We start from the raw sequence: 24,850 nt of genomic DNA on the forward strand, positions 1-24,850 counted from the left end.
CCTCATCCTCCGTCTAAAACGGCAGTTCCTCGTCCAGCAGCGGGATTTCACCCCAACTGTCTGGTGCTTCGCTGTATTTTTCGGTCGTATTTGCCAGCAGTCCGTCGATCTCCATCAACGGCTCAAGAAATGGAAGATAGAGCTCGCGGTAAAGCAGCGCCTCCCTTGGGTCGGAAGAGTTGACGCCTTTATTGAGCATCTCGCGCAACTGCACCAATATGCTGCTCCTGTTGTCATCTTCTTCCCCACGGCTGGAACGCTCCGCCCAAGAGCGATCGACAAAAAAGCATTGGGCAGGGCAACCATTGCGCATCGCTCGACCAATAGTTTGCAGGAGTGGAACTGCGATGTTCGCGGTAAACGGCTCGAATAATTTCTCATCAAGCGATCGTGCGTAAAGGGGGTGCCGCAACAACCGCCCCACGCGCCCGTAGAGTGCAGAGCGTGCGTCAGAACGCACACGACTGAGGGCCTCGAGCTCAGTGATGTCGTCAAGGTCCCGGGTATTGAAATCCTGTGTTGCTTTGGCTCCAAGGCTTACAAGCAGGCTTAGATCCTCGGGTGATGGATGTGGCCTAGTAAGGAAATAAAGCGTCCCTAAAGTGGCATCCCGACGTCGCGGCCCCTCGCTAAATACAACATTGGTACCGCGTCCGAGCGCACCCATCGGGAAAATCAAAATGTCCCACGACGAGTCATCGCCGAGCGCTTCGACTCGGCCAGGCGTCACATAACCATGGCTACCCGAACTCTCAGGGATCTCCCGCACCACAGCAATGACGCGCCCGCGCCACGCGTCAAACCGATGATCGATGAACTGTTTCAGCCGCTCGCTTTGCTCATAACTATTGACGATGAAAGCGGCTTTTCGAGGTATGCTGTTCCGCAAGTCGAAGTTGCGACAATCATTTGCCACAGTTGATTTAGTTGGACCACCTTCCAATAGGGCGGTAACCATCTTTTGCAAGTTCTGTATGCGCGTCCGCTCTGAACGCTCACCGCTGAACCTCAGCAACTGGCGCTGGGGCGAATCACGATCTTCGATTGGACGGAAAGCATAGAATGACCTTGCGGTTGGCTCCGAGACATCCGGTCGGTGGAGTAAATAGCTGGGGAGTACGTTGATGTGATAGGCGGGGCTAGATGGAAGGTAGCTGGTCGCACTGGTCAAAAGGACCGTTGGTCCATCGCATTTCCCGTTCTCATCCTGACTCCATTCGTGCAGGTGGTACATCAGAGCTCGAGGAGCACCTGAGAAAACAACATACTGTAATTGAATATCCAGGAGCCGGTCCTCACTACCATCACTCTGTTTCGTAGTGAAGAAACGCACTCCCGAGAGGCTACCCAGTAAATTCTCTGGCGTAGCCAGAAGCAAATTGTCCGAGCATCGCTCGTCGACACGGATAGATGGCGCCAATCCCTCCTGAGTCAGCATTTGCAAGCGGAATGCTAATCGGCGATAACACAACACCGTAAATGTCACCGCGATCAGTAACGGCACCAGCATCTGCGTGTCTATGTTGTCACCACCACGCAAGTACGGCACGAGCAGGCGCCCAACCTTTTGCTCGGCATCAAGTCTGGCGCGTATGTTTGTTACGTTCAACCACTCCGACAGGTGTTGCCTTAGCTCCTCCGCATCCTTGACTACATCTGCCAACGGCACTCCGAAAGCGTCTGCGGCACGGCGCCACTCGTCGTTGGCTGCAACTGGAGTTGGTAACGCTGCGCCCCGAGATTGGAAAGCCACAACGGCTGTGCTTTCCCATATATAGCTGAGCGCGTCTTTTGCACGCGCGTTGGTGTCCAGGTACTCAAGCATGCGGTTCAACCCGCTTAACTTGCGGGGCGAGAGCCAATCACCAATGAGACGAAGCGGCGTCAGTAAAAGACCCTCAAAGTCCCGCCGCAATTCATCGCTCAAGCGGTGTATGGCCGTTACTAGAGCAATATTCAGCTTCTCGAACTCGACACACTCGATCATAAATTCGGCGTAATCCAGGTTGCGCAACCGAGCGTTCGAACCAGATGCTAACAACTGCAGGAAATGTTGTTGAATCTGCTGATGGAACGAGGTTTGGTAACCGGATAGCCGCAATTGTGAAATACCACTCATGTCGAGGTCTTGCTGCGCTTTGTCGGCCTCATCAAATATCACGACATCGAACTGACGCGCGATCATTTCGAAATAGCGTTCGTCCGTGGCAGTGGTGTGCGATGGCACCTGAGTGTCTGCAGACCGGATGTGGCCGAGCCACACTGTGGCATCCGGCAGCTCTCGCGCGGCGCGATTGGCTGAACAAACAGACCAAGCCGGGCATAAGTAGTTTCGGTAACGGTCCTCCCCATCACGTCCCTGATATTCCGACTTTTGGAGCACGGACCGGCAGAACCGGCTCTCAATAGTGAAGGCTTGTTCAGGTGCATCGGTAAGTCCGGGCAGCGCGCACGTTCCTTCGAAGAGATTGGCCGCTAACGTCGAACGGCCAAATCCACGCAACTCATCTTCCGTGGCAAGAGCCTCGGCTAGCTTTGTCGCATGCGTGCGCCGAGTGTCGGAGCTTTGACCGACAAGAAGACCAGGCTTAACACCATAGCGATGTAGATCTTCCAAGTATTGGCGGCAGACTTCTATCGAAGGGAAGAACACTGCCGTCTTGATGTTACGACGTGCAAGATGTCGAAGCAGACAAACGAGGAGAGTTGTCTTTCCCGCGCCAGGCAGTCCGATCAGGTGCTTTACACCCTCCAGCGTGATCGTGTCCTGCACATCGAGGGTCCCATTTTCTCGAGGCGAAGTCAGTGTAGTCGCTCTCAGCCGCTGCTCCCAGTTTCCAGGACGTTCAGCGGCATTCGCCGCGTCGACGCGATCCATGTCCTGAGCTTCTTCGATCAACACACTCCAAGGAATCCTGACTTCGCCGACTCGCACGCGCGATTGGCTGTGCCGGGCGGCGGGAGGAAGCGAGAGTGGGATGCCTTTGACCTCATAGCGGCGATATTCGTCGTCATATCGCACACCTATGAACATCGGCTTCTCGGGTGCAACGGGCCGAAGGTCGTGGGAACGCAGTACCGGGGGGCTTTGTAACTCCTCTAGCGCAGTCTTTAAGCGGTCGCTAAGTAAGTCGAACGTAGGCTCGAACGTGAGTGTCCGCTCGTTAATATGGAAGAGAAACGTCGACGAATGTGAGTGTTGAAGTTGTTGATCGTTGTAGCGCCCGGCCGCTGCGCGTATTGCGGCTTGAGTGGCCAATCCCTTGCAACATCGCCGAAGGTTGCGTAAAGCCAAGGTGTGTGCTGCAAGGACAGCGCTTCTTTCAATGCTCCTGAACCCTTGCAATAGCATAGGTGCGTGAGCCAGTGTCCTTTCGCCAAGTGTGTAATAGAGGAACCCGCACAGCAAATCGAGCCGCTCCAGTCCTAGCTGACGTAGGCGATGCGGTGTCATCGTGGTGCCTCCAGTTGATCGAGCAATGAACTGACCAACATGAAACTTACCTGACTCCTGCCGCGATATTCACGTCGCAGCAGGTCTAGATAGCCTGGTACGCGTGCAGCACATTGATCGTTAACCGCAATGATGCGTTCGTCGTAGTACTCTAGGCCGTGAAGGGAGCGTGTAAGTGTCTCAGCCAGCAAGAACGGGCTCGCATTGCTCTTTGCATCAATGCCGGTGCTCCCACCATCCAGCGCGATATCACAGGCATCTCGATCCGGGTAAATAGCTGGATGCAGTCCGCAAGCCTCCGCCTTATGAAAGATTGCTAGCTCATCGATTCCGGGTGCCACCCAATAAGCGAGTATATGAGGCTTGGCGATACGCAAATCGTCATGCACGGGTTTGACCACACCAAAAGGGATTGGGCGGTCAAACTCTCTGCACTGCGGGATTCGGCATGCCACATGCTTTGCAAATCGCGCGCGCGCCATTGGTGTACCACAGCCTGAACAGGTGTGAAGCTGTCCGAACGTGAGATGATGGGGCAAGACTGGTTCGTAGCACGACAGCAGGAAAGAGCGTGCCGGCTGCAAGTCGTTCTCCCGCTCAAAGGCTCGCAGTTCGTCCAATGTCGTGATCGGATGTTCGACCACGTAGCTGCGCAACAGGGAATAGGCCTCAGCCGCACGTGACGCAAACTGGTCGGATGCAGAGCGCAATGCGTCAAAAGCCAACTGCTCACGTAAGTCGAGCTCACTTCGCGTTTGACTGGCTAGTTCAACGCAGTCGAGTGTCGGGAGACGGGCGTCGGGATCGATCAGGCGAAGCGTGTGATATGGGAATTCCGCCGAGCTGAAGGTATCAAGCCCCCAGGCGGAGTCATTTAGCGGCAGAGCGCACCTCGCCAGGAGATCATGAACGGACCCCGCGACGTCCTCTCGACCTTCAAGGAGGTAAAGACTTGCCAAGCCCATCATCGCACGCGCGAGCATTGGATCCAGGGTATTATTCTGGATCACTGGGGCCCCGCGTCTCACGCTTTGGTATTGCCCGACAATTCCAGCAGCGAGCAATCGAACATTTAGACAGGCACGGGAAAGCAGATCGTCGGTCACATACGAGGCAGCGGTCGATGAGGGCACGGCGCGCCCAATCGCCTCCAATAGACTTCGACCATTTTGCCCGTGCATCCAGGCAGCCACTTTGCCACGTTGCCAACCATGCTCCACCAAATGGCGCGCAGCACAAAATTGCACCAAGTGCAGCCACTCGAACGATTTGCCTTTCGCCGGAGAGATTATCTTCTGGCTTCGGTAGCCTATTGCCGTCGATCGAGTCCGCGGTGGCAAATACTTGCCCGTACTCACCGGGAACGACTCGACGAGCAAGTTAGAACGCAGCACGAGATCGTCAAGCGAGCCCGTCCACTCCTGCTCCCCTCCCAATGCATCCCACAGTGTCAGCATGGCCGTGACCCAAATATTCTAACGGAGGCCAGAATATTCTAACGGCACGTTGGAATATTCTGGCCTCCGTTAGAATATTCCTATAGCATTAAAAAGTCTACTCTCCAGTCCCAGGCTGCATCCCTAGCTTCTCTTCAAGCATGGCCCGAACCTGTTTGATACGTTCTTCACAAACACGATGTGCGGCCAAACCCCTTTCAACCAAGGGAACCAGCTGATCAATGTCAGCTTCAGTCATTTCTTGTAGTGCTTCGGCTGTCTGCTCAAGAATGGCGTAGCTTTCAGCAAAGCTTGCCGTATCGGTCATTTTGTTCTCCTTGCGTCAATTACACCGTCCGACATTTCGACTCGAAATGTCTCTTCAACGGCAATCTGTTCTGTCTTTGTGGCAACTGTTCCGTCTAACTTACGGATCAATGCAAATCCGCGTCGCATCGTTGCTGCCGGGCCGATACCTAAAAGAAGTGCCGCGAGTCGCCGTACACTCGCCTCTCCCCGGTTCAGTACCCGAACAGGTAAATGATCATAGTGCAATCGCTGCTGGCTGACTGTGGCCGCTGCCTTATCAAGATGCCGCCATGGCAAGCTACGGATCGCCACGAGATTTCGTGCAATTTGCGACTCAAGCATTGCAAGCTTGCCGCTTGCGAGGCGGCCAAGTCCGACGGTACGTTCACGGAGTTGCCCTGAAATACGTTCGATTGAGTGTTGTGCGTGGTTAGCCACTTGTTCGCGGCGGTACGAAATTGTTGTCACACCCGCATTCAATACCTGGCACGCACGATCTGCCAATTGTTGGCGGTTATTAGCTAACGCGGCTTCCATCAATCTAAGCTCGCTCTCTGCTCGCTGCCTGATTTCGCGCCACTGCCGTTCTGCATAGCGGGCATTGGCAACAATAATCTCCTCAATATGCAGAGCGGCCTTTGAGGGAGTATCGAAGGCGCACTTGGCCACCTCGTCTAGAATCGTACGGTCGCGCTCGTGGCCGATGGCCGTATACACAGGAATAGGCATGTTGCAGATGGCTCGAGCAAGATCGAGATCGTTCAGCCAAGCAAGATCGGCTGCAGACCCACCACCACGGAGAATTACAACTGTATCGACCTGGTGGCCTTTCGCTAGGCCGCCCATCAGACGTTCGAGCAAAGCATGGATTTGATTAGGAGCTTCGGTCCCTTGAAACAATGCGGAGCGCTGATGGAATTTGCACAAACCATAACGCGAAAGTCGCCCTGCGACCTCCATGAAGTCGCCAAGCCCTGCTGCACCATCTGGAGAAATAACACACACGACCGTGTAGTCACTAGGCATGGGTAGTGAACGATTTGCGTCAATTACGCGCTCGCGCGTGAGTGTTTCGCGGATCATCCGAAGCTTCCGCTGCATGTCGCCAAGCGTAAAGTTTGGGTCGACATCCTCTAACACTACTGTAAAGCCGTACTGTTCGTGAAAGACAGGACGCAACAGGCCAAGGATCTTCATGCCCTTGACCAGCTTGCTGCCCGTTGCAGCTTCGAACTTTCCCTCGACAGCCATTCGTTGACCACGCCAAAGTGTCAAGCGACACTTGGCAATCTCGCGGCCGGCCTCATCGTGCTCGACACCCTCCATATAAATATGGCCGCTTGAGGCGTGAACCTGGAGCTGGGCAATCTCAATACGTACCCATTGAGCAGGTACAGCCTTTACAACCTCGCTGACTTGTCGGAGAAAACGGGAAAGGGAAACGCTTGCTTGTTCAATTTCCTCCCCCTCCCCCTCGCGGCGATCGCTCATTATTTGTCTTCGCTCTTCAGTTTTGGACTTCCTGCATACGCCTTCCAATGGATTGCGCCATTGCCTCAATTCCGGCCCCACGTAGGGCTCTGAAGATTAGACAATAACCGCACTTGCCAACTGTCCTAGCCCATCAGAAAAACTCGGTAACAGATCATCGATCCGACTCAGCAGCGATGCGCTCCATATTCTGGGGTGCGACGCGGCCAGGATATCTTCGCTGGATAAGGCCATACCATCAACGCAATCCAGCTTGCGTGGGCGCTTAGCTTTCGAATTGGGATGCTGGACTCGATTGGCTTTGATCTTGCAGAATAAAGCTTGCGCCCTCCGGTAATCGTCGTCCTTCTTCCATTTATTTTCAATATCCGGCCAGCGGCGCCGCAAGACAGTCAGCTGCAGCAACTCATCCAGCACCTCATCATCCATCCACTGGAACCCAGGAGTATGGACCAACAATGTGCACTGCCCCTTGGGCTCGACTGGCCCTAACTCCATTTCCATCAGGTAAAAGAAAGGGCCATCCTGCCCCAACTTGATCTCTGCGCAGATCAATTGCCGCCGGCGCCGTCCAGCATTCGCCTCATCTATCCAATGCCAGCGCGTCCGAGACCCAATCGGATCGGGAAAGAAGGTAATCCAATGCTGACCAGCGCAAATACCCTCATCTCCTCTACGGGTTTCAATCACCCAGCCACGTGCACGGGTTCGGCGTTGCAGGTAGTCCAGCACATCTAGGAATTGTTCGAGATTGCGTCCCACATCCTCCGTATGATTCAGGAAGTCACTGACGCCCAAATTGCCCTTAGCCTCTTCAGTCTGCTGACCTTCGTTCATGGTCAGCGTGCTGACCGGCACATCAATGTTTCCGCCAGGCTCGTTAGCTCTCAACGGAGCCTCCGGTCTGCGGTGATGAAAGGTGAGTTGCTTGAAACCCGCAAACGGACTGCCATGCTGGAGCACAGCCAGTCTTGGGAGGCGGCCATCTGCGGGCACATCGTCCACCAACAGATCCTCTTCCTCATCCTGCAACAACGGGTTGAAATGGGGAGGCCTGACACCCATTGGCGTTCCCCCGGCCATGGCTTCGACCGCCCACGGCTCATCGCTCTCCAGCATCAGGTTGCTCATCTCCAGAGGGTGCTTGCATTCAGCAACGACCATCGCAAACATCGCCCACTCCTTCTGACCATTACGCTGGTACAAGCACATGCGTTTCCCATACACCGTCAAAGTGGTTTCATCTTTAAAGGGAAATCCTGCGCGGATCGCCAATGGGTTTTGCTGCTCCAAGGGACGAAGCTGATTATTGGCATGAACAGACGCTAGGTGCTGATGAACACTAAATAAGGCCTCTCGGGCGGCACTTGACGCGACCGCGCGACCCAAAACAAATGCCTCCGTATGGTTAAGGCGAGTCTTGACCTGCAGCACCGGCCAAGTCTCCTCCATCTTGGAGCGATTCCAGTCCACATACTTGTCTAGGCGACCGGACAGCGTGCCGGTGAGGAAGCGCGAGGAAACCCCAGCATAAAAACGAAGAAGCTCAACCGCTGGCACAACCAACCACTGGACCATCGGATGATCGATAACGGGAACAATCACATATCGGGATGCCGACAAAGCATCGCGATTGTTGATCAAATGGAAATAGCTGTCTGATATTACGGAAGGGGTCGAAACGCCATTCAGATCGACGGTTTCGTTCAAAGCCACATCGTGGGCTTGGCGGACATTGATATGGAAAACTTCAGGCGGATTGATTTGCGGGCGATAAATACATCTGCCTTCATGCCACACCGTACCGACTTTGAATTCTCGAAGTAGCGCGACATGAATCGAGAAGGCTAGTTGGACACCAGGAAGAACGGCGCTCTTTTTATAGGGATCATTCACATGCCCTGGAGCGATACCGGAAAAATGCACCGTCACTCTGGTTCCCAGCTTTGCACTGAGCTTGATCGGTCCAATTCCGTCGACACGCCAAATTCCAGGGTGCTTTTTTGCCAAGCGCTTGAGAGGAAAGATGGCCATGATCCGCAATTCGCATTAACAGATAACGACCAATATTCTCATTGAATATTGCTTATTTGCAAATATTTGTAGAACTTACACCGCCACCGACCAGCGCCACCGCCGACGCGGTATGGTGCGGCGCGCGAAACGGCCGCACCCGCCAGCGCGACGGCTGAAAACCCTGCGAGCCAAGCGACAGCACCGCCGCGCTCTCCAGCGCCTCCGGTTCCGACAATTGCGGCAGCAATCCCGGCAGCCGGGCCGCCAACATGGACTTGCCGGTGCCAGGCGGTCCCATCAGCAACAGACTGTGGCCGCCGGCGGCGGCAATTTCCAGCGCGCCGCGGGCGACGATCTGGCCTTTGACATCGAGAAGGTCCGGGTAGTTCGGCGCCGCAGCCGCTTCCGGCTGCGCCAGCGCCTCCAGCGGCTGCAGGCCGTTCAGGAAGGCGCAGGCCTGCGGCAGCGACCGCACGGCGTAGACTTCCGCCCCCGCCACCACGGCCGCCTCCGCCGCGCTGGCCTCCGGCAGCACGAAAGCGCGGCCGGCCGCATGGCACTGGCAGGCCATCGCCAGCGCGCCTCGCACCGGACGCAAGGCGCCGCTGAGCGCCAGCTCGCCGGCGAACTCGAAACGGGCGATGTCATCGCATTTGACTTGGCCGGAGGCCAGCAGGACGCCGATGGCGATCGGCAGGTCGAAACGGCCGGAATCCTTGGGCAGGTCGGCCGGCGCCAGATTGACGGTGATCTTGCGGGCGGGAAACTCGAAACCCGAGGTGAGAATGGCCGCGCGCACGCGGTCGCGGCTTTCCTTGACCTCGGTCTCGGGCAGGCCGACGATGTTGAACGCCGGCAAGCCGTTGGCCAGGTGGATCTCGACGGCCACCTCCGGGGCGTCAAGCCCGGACAAAGCCCTGCTCGCCACCACCGCCAGCGTCATGGCCGCTCAGGAATGGCCGAGTTCGGACTGCTCTTCCACCCTGGCTGCGGCCTCGTCCGGAAACAGCTGGGCTTCCAGACGGACCAGGCGCGCCTCCAGCGCGGCCAGCTGCTCGCGGGTGCGCGCCAGCACCGCCTGCTGCACATCGAACTCCTCGCGCGTCACCAGATCCATCTTGGTGAAGGTGGAGGCCATCATCGCCCTGACGTTCTTCTCGATATCCTTGGCCGGACTGGCGGCGATGGTTTCGCTGATCTTGGCGCTGATCTCTTCAAACAGTTTCTGGCTCAACATGGTGGCGGCTCCCGTCGGGTGTCTTGACATGTTGCCGAGTGTAGCAAAAAGCGCCGCCGCGCTCCCGTTTTCCTGTACGCATTGACCTGGTCGCGGCCGTCATCGGCAAGGCGGCGGCCGCGCCGACCCGGCCAGCGAATGTTGCAATGCAACCTTGCACCAAAATTGTGCAGCCTAGACAGACACGGTGCACAAGGAAAGTGCCCAAACGGCCAGAGACATCTTTTTTGCACTGCATCACAATTCAGAGAACGTCCTCGGCGGCCTGGCACGATTCCTGCGTAGACCGCCGCAGCAGCAATCGTCAGTCACTCGACCTTCCGAGAAGGAGCCAGCATGAAGCTCGTCACCGCAGTCATCAAGCCGTTCAAGCTTGACGAAGTTCGCGAAGCGCTGTCCGCCATCGGCGTGCAGGGCGTCACCGTTTCCGAGGTCAAGGGCTTTGGCCGCCAGAAAGGCCATACCGAGCTGTACCGCGGCGCCGAATACGTCGTCGACTTCCTGCCGAAGGTGAAACTGGAAATCGCCATCGACGACGCCTTGCTGGATCAGGTGGTGGAGGCGATAGAGAAGTCCGCCCGCACCGGCAAGATCGGCGACGGCAAGATTTTCGTCTACGACCTGGAGCAGGTGATCCGCATCCGCACCGGCGAAACCGGCGCCGACGCCGTCTGATCATCGGGAAACTGGGGAAACATAATGAAAAAGATGCTCGCCGCCATGGCTTCCGGCCTGACCGCCCTCTCTCTGCCGGCGCTGGCCGACGCGCCGGCCGGCCCGGCGGTGGTCGCCGCCAAGGCCATCAACTCTGGCGACACCGCCTGGATGCTGACGTCCACCGCGCTGGTGCTGTTCATGACCATTCCGGGCCTGGCGCTGTTCTACGGCGGCATGGTCCGCAAGAAGAACGTGCTGGCCACGCTGATGCAAAGTTTCGCCATCACCGCGCTGGTCACCGTGCTGTGGACCGTGATCGGCTATAGCCTGGCCTTCACCGTCGGCACGCCCTATATCGGCGATCTGTCGCGCTTCCTGCTCGACGGCATGGTCTACATGAAGGACGCCGGCAAGCTGGCCGTGCATCCGCTGGCCGGCACCATCCCGGAATCGGTGTTCATGACCTTCCAGATGACCTTCGCCATCATCACCCCGGCGCTGATCACCGGCGCCTTCGCCGAGCGGATGAAGTTCTCGGCGATGCTGCTGTTCATGGCCTTGTGGTCGCTGCTGGTCTACGTGCCGGTCGCGCACTGGGTGTGGGCGCCCGGCGGCTGGATGGGCGACAAGGGCGTGCTGGACTTCGCCGGCGGCACCGTGGTGCACATCAACGCCGGCGTGGCCGGCCTGGTGACGGCGCTGGTGCTGGGCAAGCGCGTGGGCTTCGGCAAGGAGGCCATGCCGCCGCACAACCTGATTCTGACGCTGGTCGGCGCCTCGATGCTGTGGGTCGGCTGGTTCGGCTTCAACGCCGGCTCCGCCGGCGCGGCGGACGGCCGCGCCGGCATGGCGATGGTCACCACCCAGGTCGCCACCGCGATGGCCGCGCTGGCCTGGATGTTCGCCGAATGGGCGACCAAACGGAAACCGTCGGTGCTGGGCATCGCCTCCGGCGCCGTGGCCGGCCTGGTGGCCATCACCCCGGCCGCCGGCTTCGTCGACGTCAAGGGCGCGCTGGTCATCGGCCTGGCCGCCGGCGTGGTGTGCTTCTGGGGCGCCACCGGACTGAAGCACATGCTGGGCTATGACGACTCGCTGGACGCCTTCGGCGTGCACGGCGTCGGCGGCATCGTCGGCGCGCTGCTGACCGGCGTGTTCGCGGTCAAGGACATCGGCGGCGCCGAAGGCAGCCTGGCCACCCAGGCGCTGGGCGTCGGCGTCACCATCGTCTACTGCGGCATCGTCACCTTCGCCCTGCTGAAGCTGGTCGACATCGCGCTGGGCCTGCGCGTCGCCGAGGACGAGGAGCGCGAGGGACTGGACGTGGTGCTGCACGGCGAGCGGGTGGAGTAAGCGCCGCAGCCATAACGATTTGTTGTGTAAGGGACTTTCGGGGCGCTCGCGCCCCGTTTTTTTTCGCGTCGCGCGGGCAATAAAAAACCGGCCCGCGGGCCGGTTCGAATCAAAAGGCGAACGTCTACTTGACGATGCGCAGGCTGGGGCGTCCGCTGGGACGGCCGCCCGGTCCCGGATCGTCGCCGTCCGGCTGCTCGTCGCCTTCCGGCGTCGGCCGTTCCGGAACGGCCTCGACCGCCGGCTCCACCTCGAAACCCATGCCCTCGCCGGTTTCGCGCGCGAAAATCGACATCACGTTGCCGACCGGCACCCAGATATCGCGCGAAACGCCGCCGAAACGGGCCGAGAACGAAATCCAGTCGTTTTCGATCTGCAGGTTCTTGGTGGCGCCGTAGGCGATATTGAGCACGATCTCGTTGTTCTTGACGTACTCGAGCGGCACGTCGGCGCGATCGTTGACCCACACCACGATGTACGGGGTATGGCCGTTGTCGCTGCACCACTGGTGCAGCGCGCGGATCATATAGGGCTTGGTGCTGGAGCTCATCGCGTCACCCTTATTTGCGCATCGCCTTTTCGGACGGCGTCAGCGAATCGATGAAGGACTGGCGCTGGAAGATGCGCTCGGCGTACTTCAGGATAGGCGCGGCGCTCTTGCCCAGGTCGATGTTGTAGTGTTCCAGGCGCCACATCAGCGGGGCGATGGCGACGTCTATCATCGAGAAATCATCGCCCAGCATGAATTTCTGCTTGGAGAAGATCGGCGCGATGGTGGTCAGGCCGTCGCGGATCGCTTCGCGCGCCTTGGCCGCTTCCTTGCCGGTGGCACCGGCCTCCAGCGTCTTGACGTGGATGAACAGCTCGTTCTCGAAGCGGTGCAGGAACAGGCGGGCGCGGGCGCGCATCACCGGATCGGCCGGCATCAGCTGCGGATGCGGGAAACGCTCGTCGATGTATTCGTTGATGATGTTGGATTCGTGCAGAATCAGGTCACGCTCCACCAGAACCGGCACTTCGTTGTACGGGTTCATCACAGCCAGGTCTTCCGGCTTGTTATGGATATCCACATCGATGATTTCGAAATCCATTCCCTTTTCGAAGAGCACAATGCGGCAGCGCTGACTGAACGGGCAGGTGATTCCGGAGTAGAGGGTCATCATGGCGGAGTAAATCCTTGACTAACTTAAAAAATGAGTGCAGCGCGCATTCTAGCACCTTCGGCGCACCGAATTCCAGCATTTCAATACAACATCATGATTTTAAAAAGAAAAAAGGCGGAATCCCTTCCGCCTTCCCTTGCCGGCGCGCTCGGCCTCAATGCACGTCGCGCCAGTACTCCTTCTTCAGCAGATAAACCAGCGGGAACAGCAGCAGGCCGAGGAACATCAGCACCACATAGCCGATCTGCTGGCGCTTCACCGCCGCCGGCTCGCCCATGAAGACCAGGAAGTTGGTCAGGTCGGCCATCCGCTTGTCGTACTCGACGGTATTGGCCTTGCCGTTCTCCAGCTTGGTCAGCGTGCCGGCCTTGACCAGCTCCAGCTTGTGCACCTCGTTGCCTTCGGCGTCCTTCGAGGTCTTCAGCGCCTGTTCGCCCTGCCACTCCCAGAAGATGTGCGGCATGCCCACCTTGTCGAACACCAGATTGTTCCAGCCGGTCGGACGCGACGGATCGCTATAGAAGCCGCGCAGATAGCTGTACAGGTAGTCGGCGCCGCGCGAGCGGGCGATCAGCGACAAGTCCGGCGGCGTCGCGCCGAACCAGGCCTTGGCGTCCTTCTTGTCCATCGCGATATTCATCTGGTCGCCGATCTTGGCGCCCTCCGGCAACAGGTTCGCCTTGATCTGCTCGTCGCTCAGGCCGATATCCTCCAGCCGGTTGTAACGCAGCATGCTGGCCGAGTGGCAGGACAGGCAGTAGTTGACGAAGATCTGCGCGCCGCGCTGCAGGCTTTCGGTGTCCTGGATGTCGATCGGCGCCTTGTCGAGCTTGGGACCGCCCTCTTCGGCGAAGGCCGGCGCCGCGAACGGCAGCAGCAGCGCCACGGCGGCGATCAGCTTGCGGATTTTGTTGTTCATTTTCCTTATCTCCCTGCTTACACGTTCATGGCGAACAGCGCGGCCAGGAACACGGTCGCGGCCACCATGATCAGGAACTGGAGCTGTCGGCTGGCATTGGTTTCGGTCACGCGCTCCGGCACCGGAATGCTGCCGTCGGTGTTCTCGACCAGCACCAGGCCGAGCAGGGCCGCCAGATACACCACGGCCAGCACCACGGTCACCGTCGGCACCGCCGCCAGGTTCGCCATCACGACATAGATGCCGGCGGCGCCGAACGCCACCAGCAGCGCCAGCGACATCGCCAGGCCAGGCTTGCGCGGCGCGGTAAAGCCCGGCATGCCGATGAAGAACAGGAAATAGAACAGCGTGAGGAACTGCGACAGCGCGCCGCGCAGCGAGGTCGGCGGCATCGCGCCGAGAATGCCGAGGCCGATGAAGGACGCGATGAACAGCAGCAGCGCCGCCTTGAACTTCAGTCCGCGGTAGCGGATGGATTTGACCGGAGAGCGGTCCAGCCACGGCAGGAAGGCGATCAGCACCACCGCCGCGCCCATCGCCAGCACGCCCCAGACCTGGGTGCCGGCGAACGACGGCACCGCGCGCAGGATCGCGTAGAACGGCGTGAAGTACCATACCGGCGCGATGTGCGGCGGCGTCTTCAGCGGATCGGCCTGATCGAAGTTGGGGTGCTCGAGGAAGTAGCCGCCCATTTCGGGCAGGAAGAACACGATCAGCGAGAACACCACCATGAACACCACCACGCCCAGGATGTCCTTGATCGTGTAGTACGGATGGGAGTAAATGCCGTCCAGGTACAGGCCGGTATTCGGGTCCTTCGGCTGCTTCTTGATCTCGACGCCGTCCGGGTTGTTGGAACCGACTTCATGCAGCGCCATCAAGTGGGCCGCCACCAACGCCAGCAGCACCAGCGGCACGGCGATCACGTGCAGCGCGAAAAAGCGGTTCAGCGTCGCGTCGGACACCACGTAGTCGCCGCGTATCCACACCGACAGGTCGGGGCCGATCACCGGAATGGAGCCGAAAAGGTTGACGATCACCTGGGCGCCCCAGAACGACATCTGCCCCCAGGGCAGCAGATAGCCCATGAAGGCCTCGGCCATCAGGCACAGGAAGATCAGCGTGCCGAACACCCACACCAGCTCGCGCGGCTGCTTGTAGGAGCCGTAGATCAGGCCGCGGAACATGTGCAGATAGACGACGACGAAGAACATCGAGGCGCCGGTGGAGTGCATGTAGCGGATGATCCAGCCGCCGGCGACGTCCCGCATGATGTACTCGACCGAGGCGAAGGCCACCGGCACGCCGGCGGCGTTCAGCGTGCCGTCCGGCTTGTAGTTCATCGTCAGGAAGATGCCGGTGACGATCTGCAGCACCAGCACCAGCATCGCCAGCGAGCCGAAGAAGTACCAGAAGTTGAAATTTTTCGGGGCGACGTATTTGCCCCATTGGCTTTCCCACAAGGCGGTCAGCGGAAAGCGCTCGTCCACCCAGTTCAGCAACTTTTGTGCTTTGCTCATTATTGCGCCCTCTGCTTATTTGTCGTCGCCAATCGTCAGGCGGGTATCGGACAGATACTTGTGCGGGGGGATTTCCAGGTTCTTCGGCGCCGGCACGCCCTTGAATACTCGGGCGGCGAGGTCGAACTTGGAACCGTGGCAGGGGCAATAGAAGCCGCCCAGCCATTCCGGCCCCAGATCGGCGGGCGCCAGATCGGGCCGGAATGTCGGCGAACAGCCCAAATGGGTGCAGATGCCGACCGCCACCAGATACTGGGGCTTGATCGAGCGATGTTCGTTTTTGCAATACGGGGGCTGCTGTTCGACTTCCGAGCTCGGATCGACCAGCTTGGGGTCATTCTTGGGCAGGTTTTTCAATTGCTCCGGCGTCCGGTTCAGAATCCATACCGGCTTGCCGCGCCATTCGACGTTGATCTTCTGCCCCGCTTCAATCTTGCCGATGTCGACTTCAACCGGCGCCCCCGCCGCTTTCGCCCGCTCTGACGGGAAAAAGCTCATGAAAAAGGGCGTGGCCGCGCCAACCACCGCAACACCCCCAACAGCGCTGGAAGCGATCGTCAAAAAACGACGGCGCCCCGTATCGACTTGTTGCTCACTCATACAGTCATCCTCAATCGTGGAAATCGAGCCCTAAACCGCCAGATTTTACCCGATTACTAGTAGGGACTTGAAGCTTCTATGCAAATAAATTGATCAGGACGCCAGCAAGATGCTTATACCGGATTAAAAACGTCAATAAATTCGACACTTATGCCGTTAGATTTAGTTAAATGCTGTCCCAAGGCTCTGATGCCGAAGCGTTCCGTCGCATGATGTCCGGCCGCAATGAATGCGATATCGCTTTCCATCGCCATGTGGTAATTCTGTTCCGATGCCTCGCCGGTGATGAAGGCATCGACGCCGAGAGCGATGGCGTCCGCGAAAAATCCCTGAGCCCCGCCGGTGCACCACGCCACCTTGCGCACCGGTTTGTCTGTCCGTCCCAGCAATTGGGCATCCCTGCCCAGCGCCGCCGACACATGGCCGGTCAAAGCGGCGGCATCTCCGCCTCCGCTCCAGTCGCCATGCCACAACAAGCCCTGCTCCCCCGTCTGCCCCCGGGTCTCCAGACCAAGCGCCTTGCCCAGCTGCGCGTTGTTGCCCAGCTCCGGATGCCCGTCCAGCGGCAGGTGATAGGCCAGCAGGCTGATGTCGTGTTGCAGCAGACTGCGGATGCGCTGCCGCTTCATGCCGCAGATCCGCGCGTCCTCCCCTTTCCAGAAATAACCGTGATGGACCAGGATGGCGTCGGCGCCGCGCGCCGCGGCGGCGTCGATCAACGCCTGAGACGCCGTCACGCCGGTCACGATCTTGCGCACCTCGCCACGTCCTTCTATCTGCAAGCCATTCGGAGCATAGTCCTTGTAACGCCAAGGCTCCAGGCAAACGTCCAGGATATTGAGCAATTCGTTAAGCTGCATTGAGTTCATGTCCTAAATATCGATTACCGGCACCGCTTTGTCATCATGGCGAACGCATTCTGTACCGTCGGCGCCGACGCACAAGTTTTGCCGAATGTTTTCAAAGCCGATAAAATCGGCGGGTCCGTATAGGCATCGCCTATATCGGCGCGGCCCCCGGCCGCGAATCAAACCGCTTGAATCAAGACGCGACGACGCGACACGGAATCAAGGGGTTTGGCAATCACGCTGAATCACACCGGACACGGAATCAGGCGCCGAGCGTCCCGCATCCGGATGCATCTTCCCGCAGGCGGCGCGCGCGTCTACACATTGCGATCAAGACACCGGCTCCGCGGCACGATCCGCCCGGCCCCGAAACCGGCACGAAACGGCGTCGGAACACCAGTCCGCCGGGCATCACCCGAATCATACAGGAAGCTTCAATGACCATTCTCGTCACCGGCGGCGCCGGATTCATCGGCGGCAATTTCGTTCTGGACTGGCTGGCGCGTCACGATGAAAAGCTTGTCAACCTGGATGCGCTGACCTACGCGGGCAATCTGGAAACACTGCAAGCGGTGTCGCGGCACCCGCAACATGTCTTCGTCCGAGGCGATATCGGCGACAAGGACGGCGTCGCCGCGCTGCTGCGCCAGCACCAGCCCAGGGCCATCGTCAATTTCGCGGCGGAAAGCCACGTCGACCGCTCCATCCACGGGCCGGCCGATTTCATCCAGACCAATATCGTCGGCACCTTCAATCTGCTGGAGTGCGTGCGCGAATACTGGAGCGGCCTGGACGACGAGAAGCGCGCGGCCTTCCGCTTCCTGCACGTTTCCACCGACGAGGTCTACGGCACGCTGCAGGCTGGCGACGCGCCGTTCGCCGAGACCCACCGCTACGAGCCGAACAGCCCCTATTCGGCGTCGAAGGCCGCTTCGGACCATCTGGTGCGGGCCTGGCACCACACTTACGGCCTGCCGGTGCTGACCACCAATTGCAGCAATAATTACGGCCCCTACCATTTCCCGGAAAAACTGATTCCGCTGGTCATCCTGAACGCGCTGGCCGGCAAGCCGCTGCCGATCTACGGCGATGGCCAGCAGGTGCGCGACTGGCTGTACGTCAAGGATCACTGCGGCGCGATCCGCCGCGTGCTGGAAGCCGGCGCGCCCGGCGAGACCTACAATGTCGGCGGCTGGAACGAGAAGACCAATCTGGAAGTGGTCGGCGCGATCTGTGCCATCCTGGACCGGACCCGGCCGCGCGCCGACGGACTCAGCTATCGGGAGCAGATTCAGTTCGTCTCCGACCGTCCCGGCCACGACCGCCGCTACGCGATCGACGCCGGCAAGCTGGAACGCGAGCTGGGCTGGCGGCCGGAGGAGACTTTCGACAGCGGCATCGCCAAGACCGTCGAATGGTATCTGGCCAATCCGGAGTGGACAGAACATGTCAGCAGTGGCAGCTACCGCGACTGGCTGAACAAACAATACGGTTGAACACCATGCCCCGCATCCTCATCACCGGCAGCAACGGCCAGGTCGGCCACGAACTGGCGCGCAGCCTGGCCCCGCTGGGCGAACTGATCGTCACCGACCGCCGGCAACTCGATCTCGGCGGCTCGCCGGCCGAAATCGAGCAGGCACTAGAACGGTTCCGGCCCGACATCATCGTCAATCCGGCCGCCTATACCGCGGTGGACCGGGCCGAGAGCGACGAGGCCGCCGCCCAGGCGGTCAATGCCGTCGCGCCCGGCGTCCTGGCCCACTGGGCCGCCAGGCATCGGGCGCTGCTGGTGCACTACTCGACCGATTACGTCTTCGACGGCGGCGGCCAGCGGCCGTGGCGCGAAGACGATGCGACGGCTCCGCAATCGGCCTACGGCCGCAGCAAGCAGGCCGGCGAGGAGGCGGTGCGCCGCGAGACCTCGTCCCACCTGATTCTGCGCACCAGCTGGGTGTTCGGCGCCCATGGCGGCAATTTTCTGAAGACCATGCTGAAGCTGGGGCAGGAAAGGCCTGCGCTGAAAGTCGTAGACGACCAGATAGGCGCGCCGGCCTCGGCCGCCTGGATCGCCGACGTGACCGCCGAGCTGATCCGGCAATACCTGGCCGCGCCGGCCGGATTCGCCTGCGGCACCTACCATCTCGCGCCCGCAGGCGAAACCAGCTGGCGCGGCTATGCCGCCTATCTGCTGAAGCGCGCGGCCGGCCTGGGCCTGCCGCTGGCGCTGGACCCGGAACGCATCGAGGGCATTCCCAGCAGCGAATACCCGCTGCCGGCCAAACGCCCGGCCAATTCCCGGCTGTGCTGCGACAAGCTGAAACAGACGTTCGGCATCGAACAGCCCGCCTGGCAGGCCGGCGTAGACCAGGTCCTGGCCCAGCTGCTGCCGGCCGAAGACAACCACGCTCCGCGCGGATAAAAGGAAAACCATCATGAGACGCAAAGGCATCATTCTGGCGGGCGGCTCCGGAACCCGGCTGTATCCGGCCACCATCGCGGTCAGCAAACAGCTGCTGCCGATCTACGACAAGCCGATGATCTACTACCCGCTGAGCACGCTGATGCTGGCGGGCCTGCAGGACATCCTGATCATCTCCACCCCGCAGGACACGCCCCGCTTCCAGCAGCTGCTCGGCGACGGCAGCCAGTGGGGGATCAATCTGCAATACGCGGTGCAGGCGAGCCCGGACGGCCTGGCCCAGGCCTTCCTGATCGGCGAGTCCTTCCTCGCCGGCAGCCCGTCGGCGCTGGTGCTGGGAGACAATATCTTCTACGGCCATGAATTCTCGACGCTGCTGCAGAGCGCCAACGCCCAGGACGACGGCGCGACGGTGTTCGCCTACCGCGTCAGCGATCCGGAGCGCTACGGCGTGATCGAATTCGACCAGCGGGGCAAGGCGCTGTCGATCGAGGAAAAACCGGCGCAGCCGAAGTCGAACTACGCGGTGACCGGCCTGTACTTCTACGATCCGCAGGTCGTCGAGATCGCCAAGAACATTCAGCCGTCCCCGCGGGGCGAACTGGAGATCACCGACGTCAACAACCACTATCTGCAACAGGAACAGCTGACGGTGCAAACCATGGGACGCGGCTACGCCTGGCTGGACACCGGCACCCACGAGTCGCTGCTGGAGGCGGGCCAGTTCATCGCCACGATAGAAAACCGCCAGGGCCAGAAGGTCGCCTGCCCGGAAGAGATCGCCTTCCGCCAGGGCTGGATAGGCGCGGAGCAGGTCATGCGCCTGGCCCAGCCGCTGCAGAAGACCGGTTATGGCCGCTACCTGCAGGCGATGCTCGCGAACTAAATCCCGGACGGAACACATGAACGTAATCGATACCGACATTCCCGCAGTCAAGATCATCGAGCCCAAGGTATTCGGCGATGAGCGCGGCTTTTTCTTCGAAAGCTTCAATCACCAGCGCTTCGAACAGGCCATCGGCCATGCCGTGACCTTCGTGCAGGACAACCACAGCCGCTCGGGCAATGGCGTGCTGCGCGGCCTGCACTACCAGCTGGACCCGCATCCGCAGGGCAAGCTGGTGCGCGTCGTCGCCGGCGCGGTGTTCGACGTCGCCGTCGACATCCGTCCCGGCTCCGAGACCTTCGGCCGGTGGGCGGGCGTGGAATTGAGCGCCGCCAACAAGCGCCAGTTGTGGATTCCCGCCGGCTTCGCCCACGGCTTCCTGACGCTGAGCGACGACGTGGAATTCCTGTACAAGACGACCGACTACTGGCATCCGGAGCTGGAGCGCAGCATCGCCTGGGACGATCCCGAGCTGGCGATCGCCTGGCCGCTGAGCGGCGCGCCGACGCTGTCGGCCAAGGACCAGGCCGGCGCGCCGTTCGCCTCGCTGAGGGGCTGAGTCGCAGCCCCATAAGCAAACAGCCCCGCAGGCTTGCGCCGCGGGGCTGTTTGTTTTGGCAGGCATGCGAACATGCCCGCCTGCACGGCTCGATTTACATCATGCCGCCCATGCCGCCCATGCCGCCCATGTCCGGCATGCCTGCGGCCGGCTTGTCTTCCGGCAGCTCGGCGATCATGCAGTCGGTGGTCAGCATCAGACCGGCTACGGAAGCCGCGTGTTGCAGCGCGGAGCGGGTCACCTTGGCCGGGTCCAGCACGCCCATTTCCAGCATGTCGCCGTATTCGCCGCTGGCGGCGTTGTAACCGAAGTTGCCCTTGCCTTCCAGCACCTTGTTGACGACAACCGACGGCTCGTCGCCGGCGTTCTTGACGATCTGGCGCAGCGGAGCCTCGATCGCGCGCAGCACGATCTTGACGCCGGCTTCCTGCTCGGCGTTGTCGGTCTTCAAGCTTTCCAGCGTCGCGCGGGCGCGCAGCAGGGCCACGCCGCCGCCAGGCACCACGCCTTCTTCAACGGCTGCGCGGGTCGCGTGCAGCGCGTCTTCGACGCGGGCCTTCTTCTCTTTCATTTCCACTTCGGTGGCGGCGCCAACCTTGATCACGGCAACGCCGCCGGCCAGCTTGGCCACGCGCTCTTGCAGCTTCTCGCGGTCGTAGTCGGAAGTGGCTTCTTCGATCTGCTTGCGGATCTCGCCGACGCGAGCCTGGATGGTGGCGGCTTGACCGGCGCCGTCGATGATGGTGGTGTTTTCCTTGCCCACTTCAACGCGCTTGGCTTGGCCCAGTTGGTCCAGAGTGGCCTTTTCCAGGGTCAGGCCGACTTCTTCGGCGATCACTTCGCCGCCGGTCAGCACGGCGATGTCGTTCAGCATGGCCTTGCGGCGGTCGCCGAAGCCCGGAGCCTTGACGGCGACGACCTTCAGGATGCCGCGGATGGTGTTCACCACCAGCGTGGCCAGCGCCTCGCCTTCGACGTCTTCGGCGATGATCAGCAGCGGACGGCCGGACTTGGCCACCTGCTCCAGCACCGGCAGCAGGTCGCGGATGTTGGAGATCTTCTTGTCGAACAGCAGGATGAACGGATTGTCCAGAGCGGCGATCTGCTTGTCCTGATTGTTGATGAAGTACGGGGACAGGTAGCCGCGGTCGAACTGCATGCCTTCCACCACGTCCAGCTCGTTGTTCAGGCTCTTGCCGTCTTCAACGGTGATCACGCCTTCCTTGCCCACTTTTTCCATCGCATTGGCGATGATTTCGCCGATGTCGGAATCGGAGTTCGCGGAGATGGAACCCACCTGGGCGATTTCCTTGGAGGTCGCGCACGGCTTGGCGATCTTGGCGATTTCGCCGACCAGCGACACCACGGCCTTGTCGATGCCACGCTTCAGGTCCATCGGGTTCATGCCGGCGGCGACGAACTTCATGCCTTCCTGCACGATGGCCTGGGCCAGAACGGTAGCGGTGGTGGTACCGTCGCCGGCCACGTCGGAGGTCTTGGAAGCCACTTCCTTGACCATCTGGGCGCCCATGTTCTCGAACTTGTCCTTCAGTTCGATTTCCTTGGCGACCGACACGCCGTCCTTGGTGATGGTCGGCGCGCCGAAGGAGCGGTCCAGCACCACGTTGCGGCCTTTCGGGCCCAGGGTCACCTTGACCGCGTCGGCCAGGATGTTGACGCCGGCCACCATCTTGGTACGGGCGGATTCACCGAACTTAACGTCTTTAGCTGCCATGCTTAACTCTCCAGAATTCTGTCTTTAAAGTGATCGGATCAGGGTCGGATTACTCGACGATGCCCATGATGTCTTCCTCGCGCATCACGAGGACTTCATTGCCGTCGACCTTGACGGTCTGACCGGAGTACTTGCCAAAAATCACTTTGTCGCCGGTTTTCAATTCCAGCGGACGGCGCTCGCCGTTTTCCAGGATCTTGCCGTTACCAACGGCCAGGACCTCGCCCATGTCCGGCTTCTCGGCCGCGGCGCCCGGCAGAACGATACCGGAAGCGGTCTTTTCTTCAGCCTCGAGGCGCTTGATAACAACACGGTCGTGCAGGGGACGGATTGCCATTGATCTCTCCTAATGCGGTGGCTGTTTGAGAGTTGAAAACCAAAATCTATCTGGGTAGCGGTCAAGCGGATTAGCACTCGACCATCGCGAGTGCTAATAATAGGGACGACGCGGGGGGTTTTCAAGAGGGGCGGCCGCCCCTCCGGAAACAACGGCCTCAGCGGACCGTCGTGGAACGCCGCAACACCAGCCAGCGCGGCGTGCGGAAACGGATGATCATCCGGTAGACGGCCATATAGGCCATCACGAACAGCAGGCAGAAGGCGGCCAGCACCTGGGTGCTCTGCCAGAACAACATCGCCGGCACCACCGAGATGCTGGACAGCGCCCACAGATACGGCGAGGTCAGGCTGTTGCGCAAGGTCAGGTGCATCGCGTCCTTGGAGCCGACCATCCAGCGCACCAGCCGCTTGTACACCAGCATGTGCAGATGCAGGCCGTCGGGCATGCCGGGCGACATGCCGCGCAGAAATTTCTTGCGGTAGATCGAATACAAGGTCTCGAACACCGGGTAGATCACGCACAGCATCGGAAACCACGGCGATACCTGCGGATGGCGCGCCACCAGCAACACCGCCACCTCGGCGATCATGAAGCCCACCAGATAGGCGCCGCCGTCGCCGGCGAAGATCAGTCCGCGCGGGAAGTTCCAGAACAGAAAGCCGGCGATCGCGCCTATCATCGCGAAACAGACGCCCAGCAACAGCGGGTCCTGTACCTTGAACGCGACATAGGCCATCGCCAGGAAGATGAAAATGGCCACCACGCCGGACAGGCCGTTATAGCCGTCGATGATGTTGACCGCGTGCGCGACGCCGCCGACCGCCACCACCGTCAGCAGAAAGGACAGCACGGCGAAATGGCTCAACAGCGAGTCCAGAAACGGAATGTCGAGCCGCGTCAGCCCGGCGCCCAAGGCGAAATAGGCCAATGCCGCCGATACGAAGGTGGCCAACAGCCGCGGCAGCGGACCGATCTTCTTGGTCATGTCCTCGGCCAGGCCGGCGCAGAAAGCCGGCAAAGCCACGGCCAGCAGCAACAGGATGTCCAGATCACGCAACAGCCAGGCCAGCACGCAGCAACCGCCCAGCAAGCCCACCGCCAGCGGCACCCCGCCCACTCTGGGCACCGGCAGCGCATGGAATTTCTGCACCCCGCCCAGGTCGTGATCGGAGGTGAAGCGCTCGTGCAGATGGCTGAAGTGAATCAGGAACATCGCGACGAACAACGATAGAAAAGTCGAAATTATCAGAATTTGTAGCATAAGTTTTCGCCGACAGTTCAGATTGAGAAAGTCCGGGGCCGGCGGCGCGATGGGTCATCCCCCCTGCCACACCAGAACCGCCAATACCTCCACCGGGACCCATACCTGCGTCCAAACAACCGATATGACCATGTCGCAAACAAAAAGCTCCCGCCCAGCCGGCCATGCCGCCAACGCGCAAGCCCATTACCGCAGCAAACCCATGCATACAGACATTCAACCCGATACCGCGCATGCTCAATCTCCCGCATGCGCCGCCGCATTATAAGCTGGCAAACCCGCGCAGCCAAAACAAGCGCGCGCCAATCGCCTCTTGCATCCGATTTCGAAGTCGATTTACCCTATCCTCCTCACGAATGCTGGCGTCTTATCCGAATGAAAGCGGCGCGACAAGCGGGACGGCTCCGGCGCTGACGCGCACCGGTGGCGCATGTCGGGCAAAAACGCCGCGCGACCGCGCGATATTTCGCTGCCGACGCAAGACCGTCGCCCTGGGCGTTTGGTCAGGGGGGGAATGCCACCCGGTTCAGGAAAAATAAGCGACAATCACCGGCTCCGGCTGGAAGCGTGACTCCGCAGGCAAAAATGGCAATCGCATGCGTCGACAATGTCCGGCGCCAACGATTGGCAGGTCAAATCATGCG

Annotated in this window: 21 protein-coding genes and 2 pseudogenes; 6 read left to right on the forward strand and 17 right to left on the reverse strand. The window is 60.2% G+C overall.

All coding sequences use genetic code 11. From position 1 onward, the window contains the following. Positions 1-13: 13 nt before the first annotated feature. The 8 genes and pseudogenes from CXB49_RS17895 to CXB49_RS17930 all read right to left on the reverse strand — a co-directional run bounded on the left by CXB49_RS17895 (position 14) and on the right by CXB49_RS17930 (position 9,943). A complete protein-coding gene (locus CXB49_RS17895; RefSeq protein ID WP_233492853.1) occupies positions 14-3,034 on the reverse strand; it encodes a hypothetical protein in 3,021 nt (1,006 codons plus the stop codon). Between the two features lie 18 nt (positions 3,035-3,052). Then, positions 3,053-3,454 (reverse strand): annotated as a pseudogene (locus tag CXB49_RS24490) (hypothetical protein); the annotation flags it as partial. Next, positions 3,451-4,911 carry a hypothetical protein gene (locus CXB49_RS17905; protein WP_158300942.1) on the reverse strand — a complete coding sequence of 487 codons (1,461 nt, stop codon included), beginning with the start codon at positions 4,909-4,911 and terminating at the stop codon, positions 3,451-3,453. The gene CXB49_RS17905 and the pseudogene CXB49_RS24490, both read right to left, overlap by 4 nt. 97 nt (positions 4,912-5,008) lie before the next feature. After that, complete coding sequence (gene xseB, locus CXB49_RS17910; protein ID WP_101709641.1) at positions 5,009-5,218, reverse strand: exodeoxyribonuclease VII small subunit; 210 nt, start codon at positions 5,216-5,218, stop codon at positions 5,009-5,011. After that, positions 5,215-6,690, reverse strand: coding sequence for an exodeoxyribonuclease VII large subunit (gene xseA, locus CXB49_RS17915; protein ID WP_101709642.1), 1,476 nt, complete (start codon positions 6,688-6,690; stop codon positions 5,215-5,217). Before xseA ends, xseB begins: the two co-directional genes overlap by 4 nt. A gap of 96 nt (positions 6,691-6,786) precedes the next feature. Continuing rightward, complete coding sequence (locus CXB49_RS23735; protein ID WP_158300943.1) at positions 6,787-8,724, reverse strand: hypothetical protein; 1,938 nt, start codon at positions 8,722-8,724, stop codon at positions 6,787-6,789. Between the two features lie 79 nt (positions 8,725-8,803). Continuing rightward, positions 8,804-9,649, reverse strand: a pseudogene (locus CXB49_RS17925) (YifB family Mg chelatase-like AAA ATPase); the annotation flags it as partial. Between the two features lie 6 nt (positions 9,650-9,655). Further along, the gene (locus CXB49_RS17930) at positions 9,656-9,943 is read right to left on the reverse strand and encodes an accessory factor UbiK family protein (protein WP_101709645.1); all 288 of its coding nucleotides are present in this window, start codon (positions 9,941-9,943) and stop codon (positions 9,656-9,658) included. A 336-nt stretch (positions 9,944-10,279) separates the two neighbouring features. On the opposite strand from CXB49_RS17930, the gene glnK reads away from it, so the two are divergent. Together glnK and CXB49_RS17940 are read left to right on the forward strand one after the other, a co-directional pair. Further along, the gene (glnK, locus tag CXB49_RS17935; protein WP_021478498.1) at positions 10,280-10,618 is read left to right on the forward strand and encodes a P-II family nitrogen regulator; all 339 of its coding nucleotides are present in this window, start codon (positions 10,280-10,282) and stop codon (positions 10,616-10,618) included. A 24-nt stretch (positions 10,619-10,642) separates the two neighbouring features. Beyond that, positions 10,643-11,953, forward strand: a complete 1,311-nt coding sequence (locus CXB49_RS17940; RefSeq protein WP_101709646.1) for an ammonium transporter — start codon at positions 10,643-10,645, stop codon at positions 11,951-11,953. 124 nt (positions 11,954-12,077) lie between these two features. On the opposite strand, the gene CXB49_RS17945 is transcribed toward CXB49_RS17940, so the two are convergent. From CXB49_RS17945 to CXB49_RS17970, 6 genes are all read right to left on the reverse strand, one after another. Further along, positions 12,078-12,503 (reverse strand): ClpXP protease specificity-enhancing factor, encoded by a 426-nt coding sequence (locus tag CXB49_RS17945; protein ID WP_101709647.1) that lies wholly within the window; start codon positions 12,501-12,503, stop codon positions 12,078-12,080. Positions 12,504-12,513: 10 nt separating this feature from the next. Further along, a complete protein-coding gene (locus CXB49_RS17950) occupies positions 12,514-13,116 on the reverse strand; it encodes a glutathione S-transferase N-terminal domain-containing protein (RefSeq protein ID WP_071108968.1) in 603 nt (200 codons plus the stop codon). Positions 13,117-13,270: 154 nt separating this feature from the next. Then, the gene (locus CXB49_RS17955) at positions 13,271-14,035 is read right to left on the reverse strand and encodes a cytochrome c1 (protein ID WP_101709648.1); all 765 of its coding nucleotides are present in this window, start codon (positions 14,033-14,035) and stop codon (positions 13,271-13,273) included. Between the two features lie 17 nt (positions 14,036-14,052). Next, positions 14,053-15,555: a cytochrome bc complex cytochrome b subunit gene (locus CXB49_RS17960; RefSeq protein ID WP_101709649.1), complete on the reverse strand. Its 1,503-nt coding sequence runs from the start codon at positions 15,553-15,555 to the stop codon at positions 14,053-14,055. Between the two features lie 15 nt (positions 15,556-15,570). Further along, positions 15,571-16,155: a ubiquinol-cytochrome c reductase iron-sulfur subunit gene (gene petA / locus CXB49_RS17965; protein ID WP_101709650.1), complete on the reverse strand. Its 585-nt coding sequence runs from the start codon at positions 16,153-16,155 to the stop codon at positions 15,571-15,573. A gap of 113 nt (positions 16,156-16,268) precedes the next feature. Next, the gene (locus tag CXB49_RS17970; RefSeq protein WP_101709651.1) at positions 16,269-17,015 is read right to left on the reverse strand and encodes a Nif3-like dinuclear metal center hexameric protein; all 747 of its coding nucleotides are present in this window, start codon (positions 17,013-17,015) and stop codon (positions 16,269-16,271) included. Positions 17,016-17,440: 425 nt separating this feature from the next. Here CXB49_RS17970 and rfbB point away from each other — a divergent pair, with 425 nt between their 5' ends. From rfbB to rfbC, 4 genes are read left to right on the forward strand one after another with little or no spacing between them, the layout of a single operon-like run. After that, positions 17,441-18,499, forward strand: a complete 1,059-nt coding sequence (gene rfbB, locus CXB49_RS17975; RefSeq protein WP_101709652.1) for a dTDP-glucose 4,6-dehydratase — start codon at positions 17,441-17,443, stop codon at positions 18,497-18,499. A 5-nt stretch (positions 18,500-18,504) separates the two neighbouring features. Further along, positions 18,505-19,425 carry a dTDP-4-dehydrorhamnose reductase gene (rfbD, locus tag CXB49_RS17980; RefSeq protein WP_101709653.1) on the forward strand — a complete coding sequence of 307 codons (921 nt, stop codon included), beginning with the start codon at positions 18,505-18,507 and terminating at the stop codon, positions 19,423-19,425. Between the two features lie 13 nt (positions 19,426-19,438). Continuing rightward, positions 19,439-20,311, forward strand: coding sequence for a glucose-1-phosphate thymidylyltransferase RfbA (rfbA, locus tag CXB49_RS17985; RefSeq protein ID WP_101709654.1), 873 nt, complete (start codon positions 19,439-19,441; stop codon positions 20,309-20,311). Positions 20,312-20,327: 16 nt separating this feature from the next. After that, positions 20,328-20,870 (forward strand): dTDP-4-dehydrorhamnose 3,5-epimerase, encoded by a 543-nt coding sequence (gene rfbC, locus CXB49_RS17990; protein ID WP_101709655.1) that lies wholly within the window; start codon positions 20,328-20,330, stop codon positions 20,868-20,870. 94 nt (positions 20,871-20,964) lie between these two features. On the opposite strand, the gene groL is transcribed toward rfbC, so the two are convergent. From groL to CXB49_RS18005, 3 genes are all read right to left on the reverse strand, one after another. Next, entirely contained in the window at positions 20,965-22,605 is a 1,641-nt protein-coding gene (groL, locus tag CXB49_RS17995; RefSeq protein WP_101709656.1) for a chaperonin GroEL, read from the reverse strand. Between the two features lie 49 nt (positions 22,606-22,654). Beyond that, positions 22,655-22,942 carry a co-chaperone GroES gene (gene groES / locus CXB49_RS18000; RefSeq protein WP_101709657.1) on the reverse strand — a complete coding sequence of 96 codons (288 nt, stop codon included), beginning with the start codon at positions 22,940-22,942 and terminating at the stop codon, positions 22,655-22,657. 157 nt (positions 22,943-23,099) lie between these two features. Next, a complete protein-coding gene (locus CXB49_RS18005) occupies positions 23,100-24,206 on the reverse strand; it encodes a glycosyltransferase (RefSeq protein WP_101709658.1) in 1,107 nt (368 codons plus the stop codon). Positions 24,207-24,850: the final 644 nt, after the last annotated feature.

It is taken from the genome of Chromobacterium sp. ATCC 53434 (assembly GCF_002848345.1).
Taxonomy (GTDB): Bacteria; Pseudomonadota; Gammaproteobacteria; order Burkholderiales; family Chromobacteriaceae; genus Chromobacterium.

Bases quoted from the DNA above. Each gene is read 5' to 3' on its own strand.
- CXB49_RS17895 (WP_233492853.1), bottom strand. From the start codon at position 3,034: ATGTTCATAGGTGTGCGATATGACGACGAATATCGCCGCTATGAGGTC.
- CXB49_RS17905 (WP_158300942.1), bottom strand. From the start codon at position 4,911: ATGCTGACACTGTGGGATGCATTGGGAGGGGAGCAGGAGTGGACGGGC.
- xseB (WP_101709641.1), bottom strand. From the start codon at position 5,218: ATGACCGATACGGCAAGCTTTGCTGAAAGCTACGCCATTCTTGAGCAG.
- xseA (WP_101709642.1), bottom strand. From the start codon at position 6,690: ATGAGCGATCGCCGCGAGGGGGAGGGGGAGGAAATTGAACAAGCAAGC.
- CXB49_RS23735 (WP_158300943.1), bottom strand. From the start codon at position 8,724: ATGGCCATCTTTCCTCTCAAGCGCTTGGCAAAAAAGCACCCTGGAATT.
- CXB49_RS17930 (WP_101709645.1), bottom strand. From the start codon at position 9,943: ATGTTGAGCCAGAAACTGTTTGAAGAGATCAGCGCCAAGATCAGCGAA.
- glnK (WP_021478498.1), top strand. From the start codon at position 10,280: ATGAAGCTCGTCACCGCAGTCATCAAGCCGTTCAAGCTTGACGAAGTT.
- CXB49_RS17940 (WP_101709646.1), top strand. From the start codon at position 10,643: ATGAAAAAGATGCTCGCCGCCATGGCTTCCGGCCTGACCGCCCTCTCT.
- CXB49_RS17945 (WP_101709647.1), bottom strand. From the start codon at position 12,503: ATGAGCTCCAGCACCAAGCCCTATATGATCCGCGCGCTGCACCAGTGG.
- CXB49_RS17950 (WP_071108968.1), bottom strand. From the start codon at position 13,116: ATGATGACCCTCTACTCCGGAATCACCTGCCCGTTCAGTCAGCGCTGC.
- CXB49_RS17955 (WP_101709648.1), bottom strand. From the start codon at position 14,035: ATGAACAACAAAATCCGCAAGCTGATCGCCGCCGTGGCGCTGCTGCTG.
- CXB49_RS17960 (WP_101709649.1), bottom strand. From the start codon at position 15,555: ATGAGCAAAGCACAAAAGTTGCTGAACTGGGTGGACGAGCGCTTTCCG.
- petA (WP_101709650.1), bottom strand. From the start codon at position 16,155: ATGAGTGAGCAACAAGTCGATACGGGGCGCCGTCGTTTTTTGACGATC.
- CXB49_RS17970 (WP_101709651.1), bottom strand. From the start codon at position 17,015: ATGCAGCTTAACGAATTGCTCAATATCCTGGACGTTTGCCTGGAGCCT.
- rfbB (WP_101709652.1), top strand. From the start codon at position 17,441: ATGACCATTCTCGTCACCGGCGGCGCCGGATTCATCGGCGGCAATTTC.
- rfbD (WP_101709653.1), top strand. From the start codon at position 18,505: ATGCCCCGCATCCTCATCACCGGCAGCAACGGCCAGGTCGGCCACGAA.
- rfbA (WP_101709654.1), top strand. From the start codon at position 19,439: ATGAGACGCAAAGGCATCATTCTGGCGGGCGGCTCCGGAACCCGGCTG.
- rfbC (WP_101709655.1), top strand. From the start codon at position 20,328: ATGAACGTAATCGATACCGACATTCCCGCAGTCAAGATCATCGAGCCC.
- groL (WP_101709656.1), bottom strand. From the start codon at position 22,605: ATGGCAGCTAAAGACGTTAAGTTCGGTGAATCCGCCCGTACCAAGATG.
- groES (WP_101709657.1), bottom strand. From the start codon at position 22,942: ATGGCAATCCGTCCCCTGCACGACCGTGTTGTTATCAAGCGCCTCGAG.
- CXB49_RS18005 (WP_101709658.1), bottom strand. From the start codon at position 24,206: ATGCTACAAATTCTGATAATTTCGACTTTTCTATCGTTGTTCGTCGCG.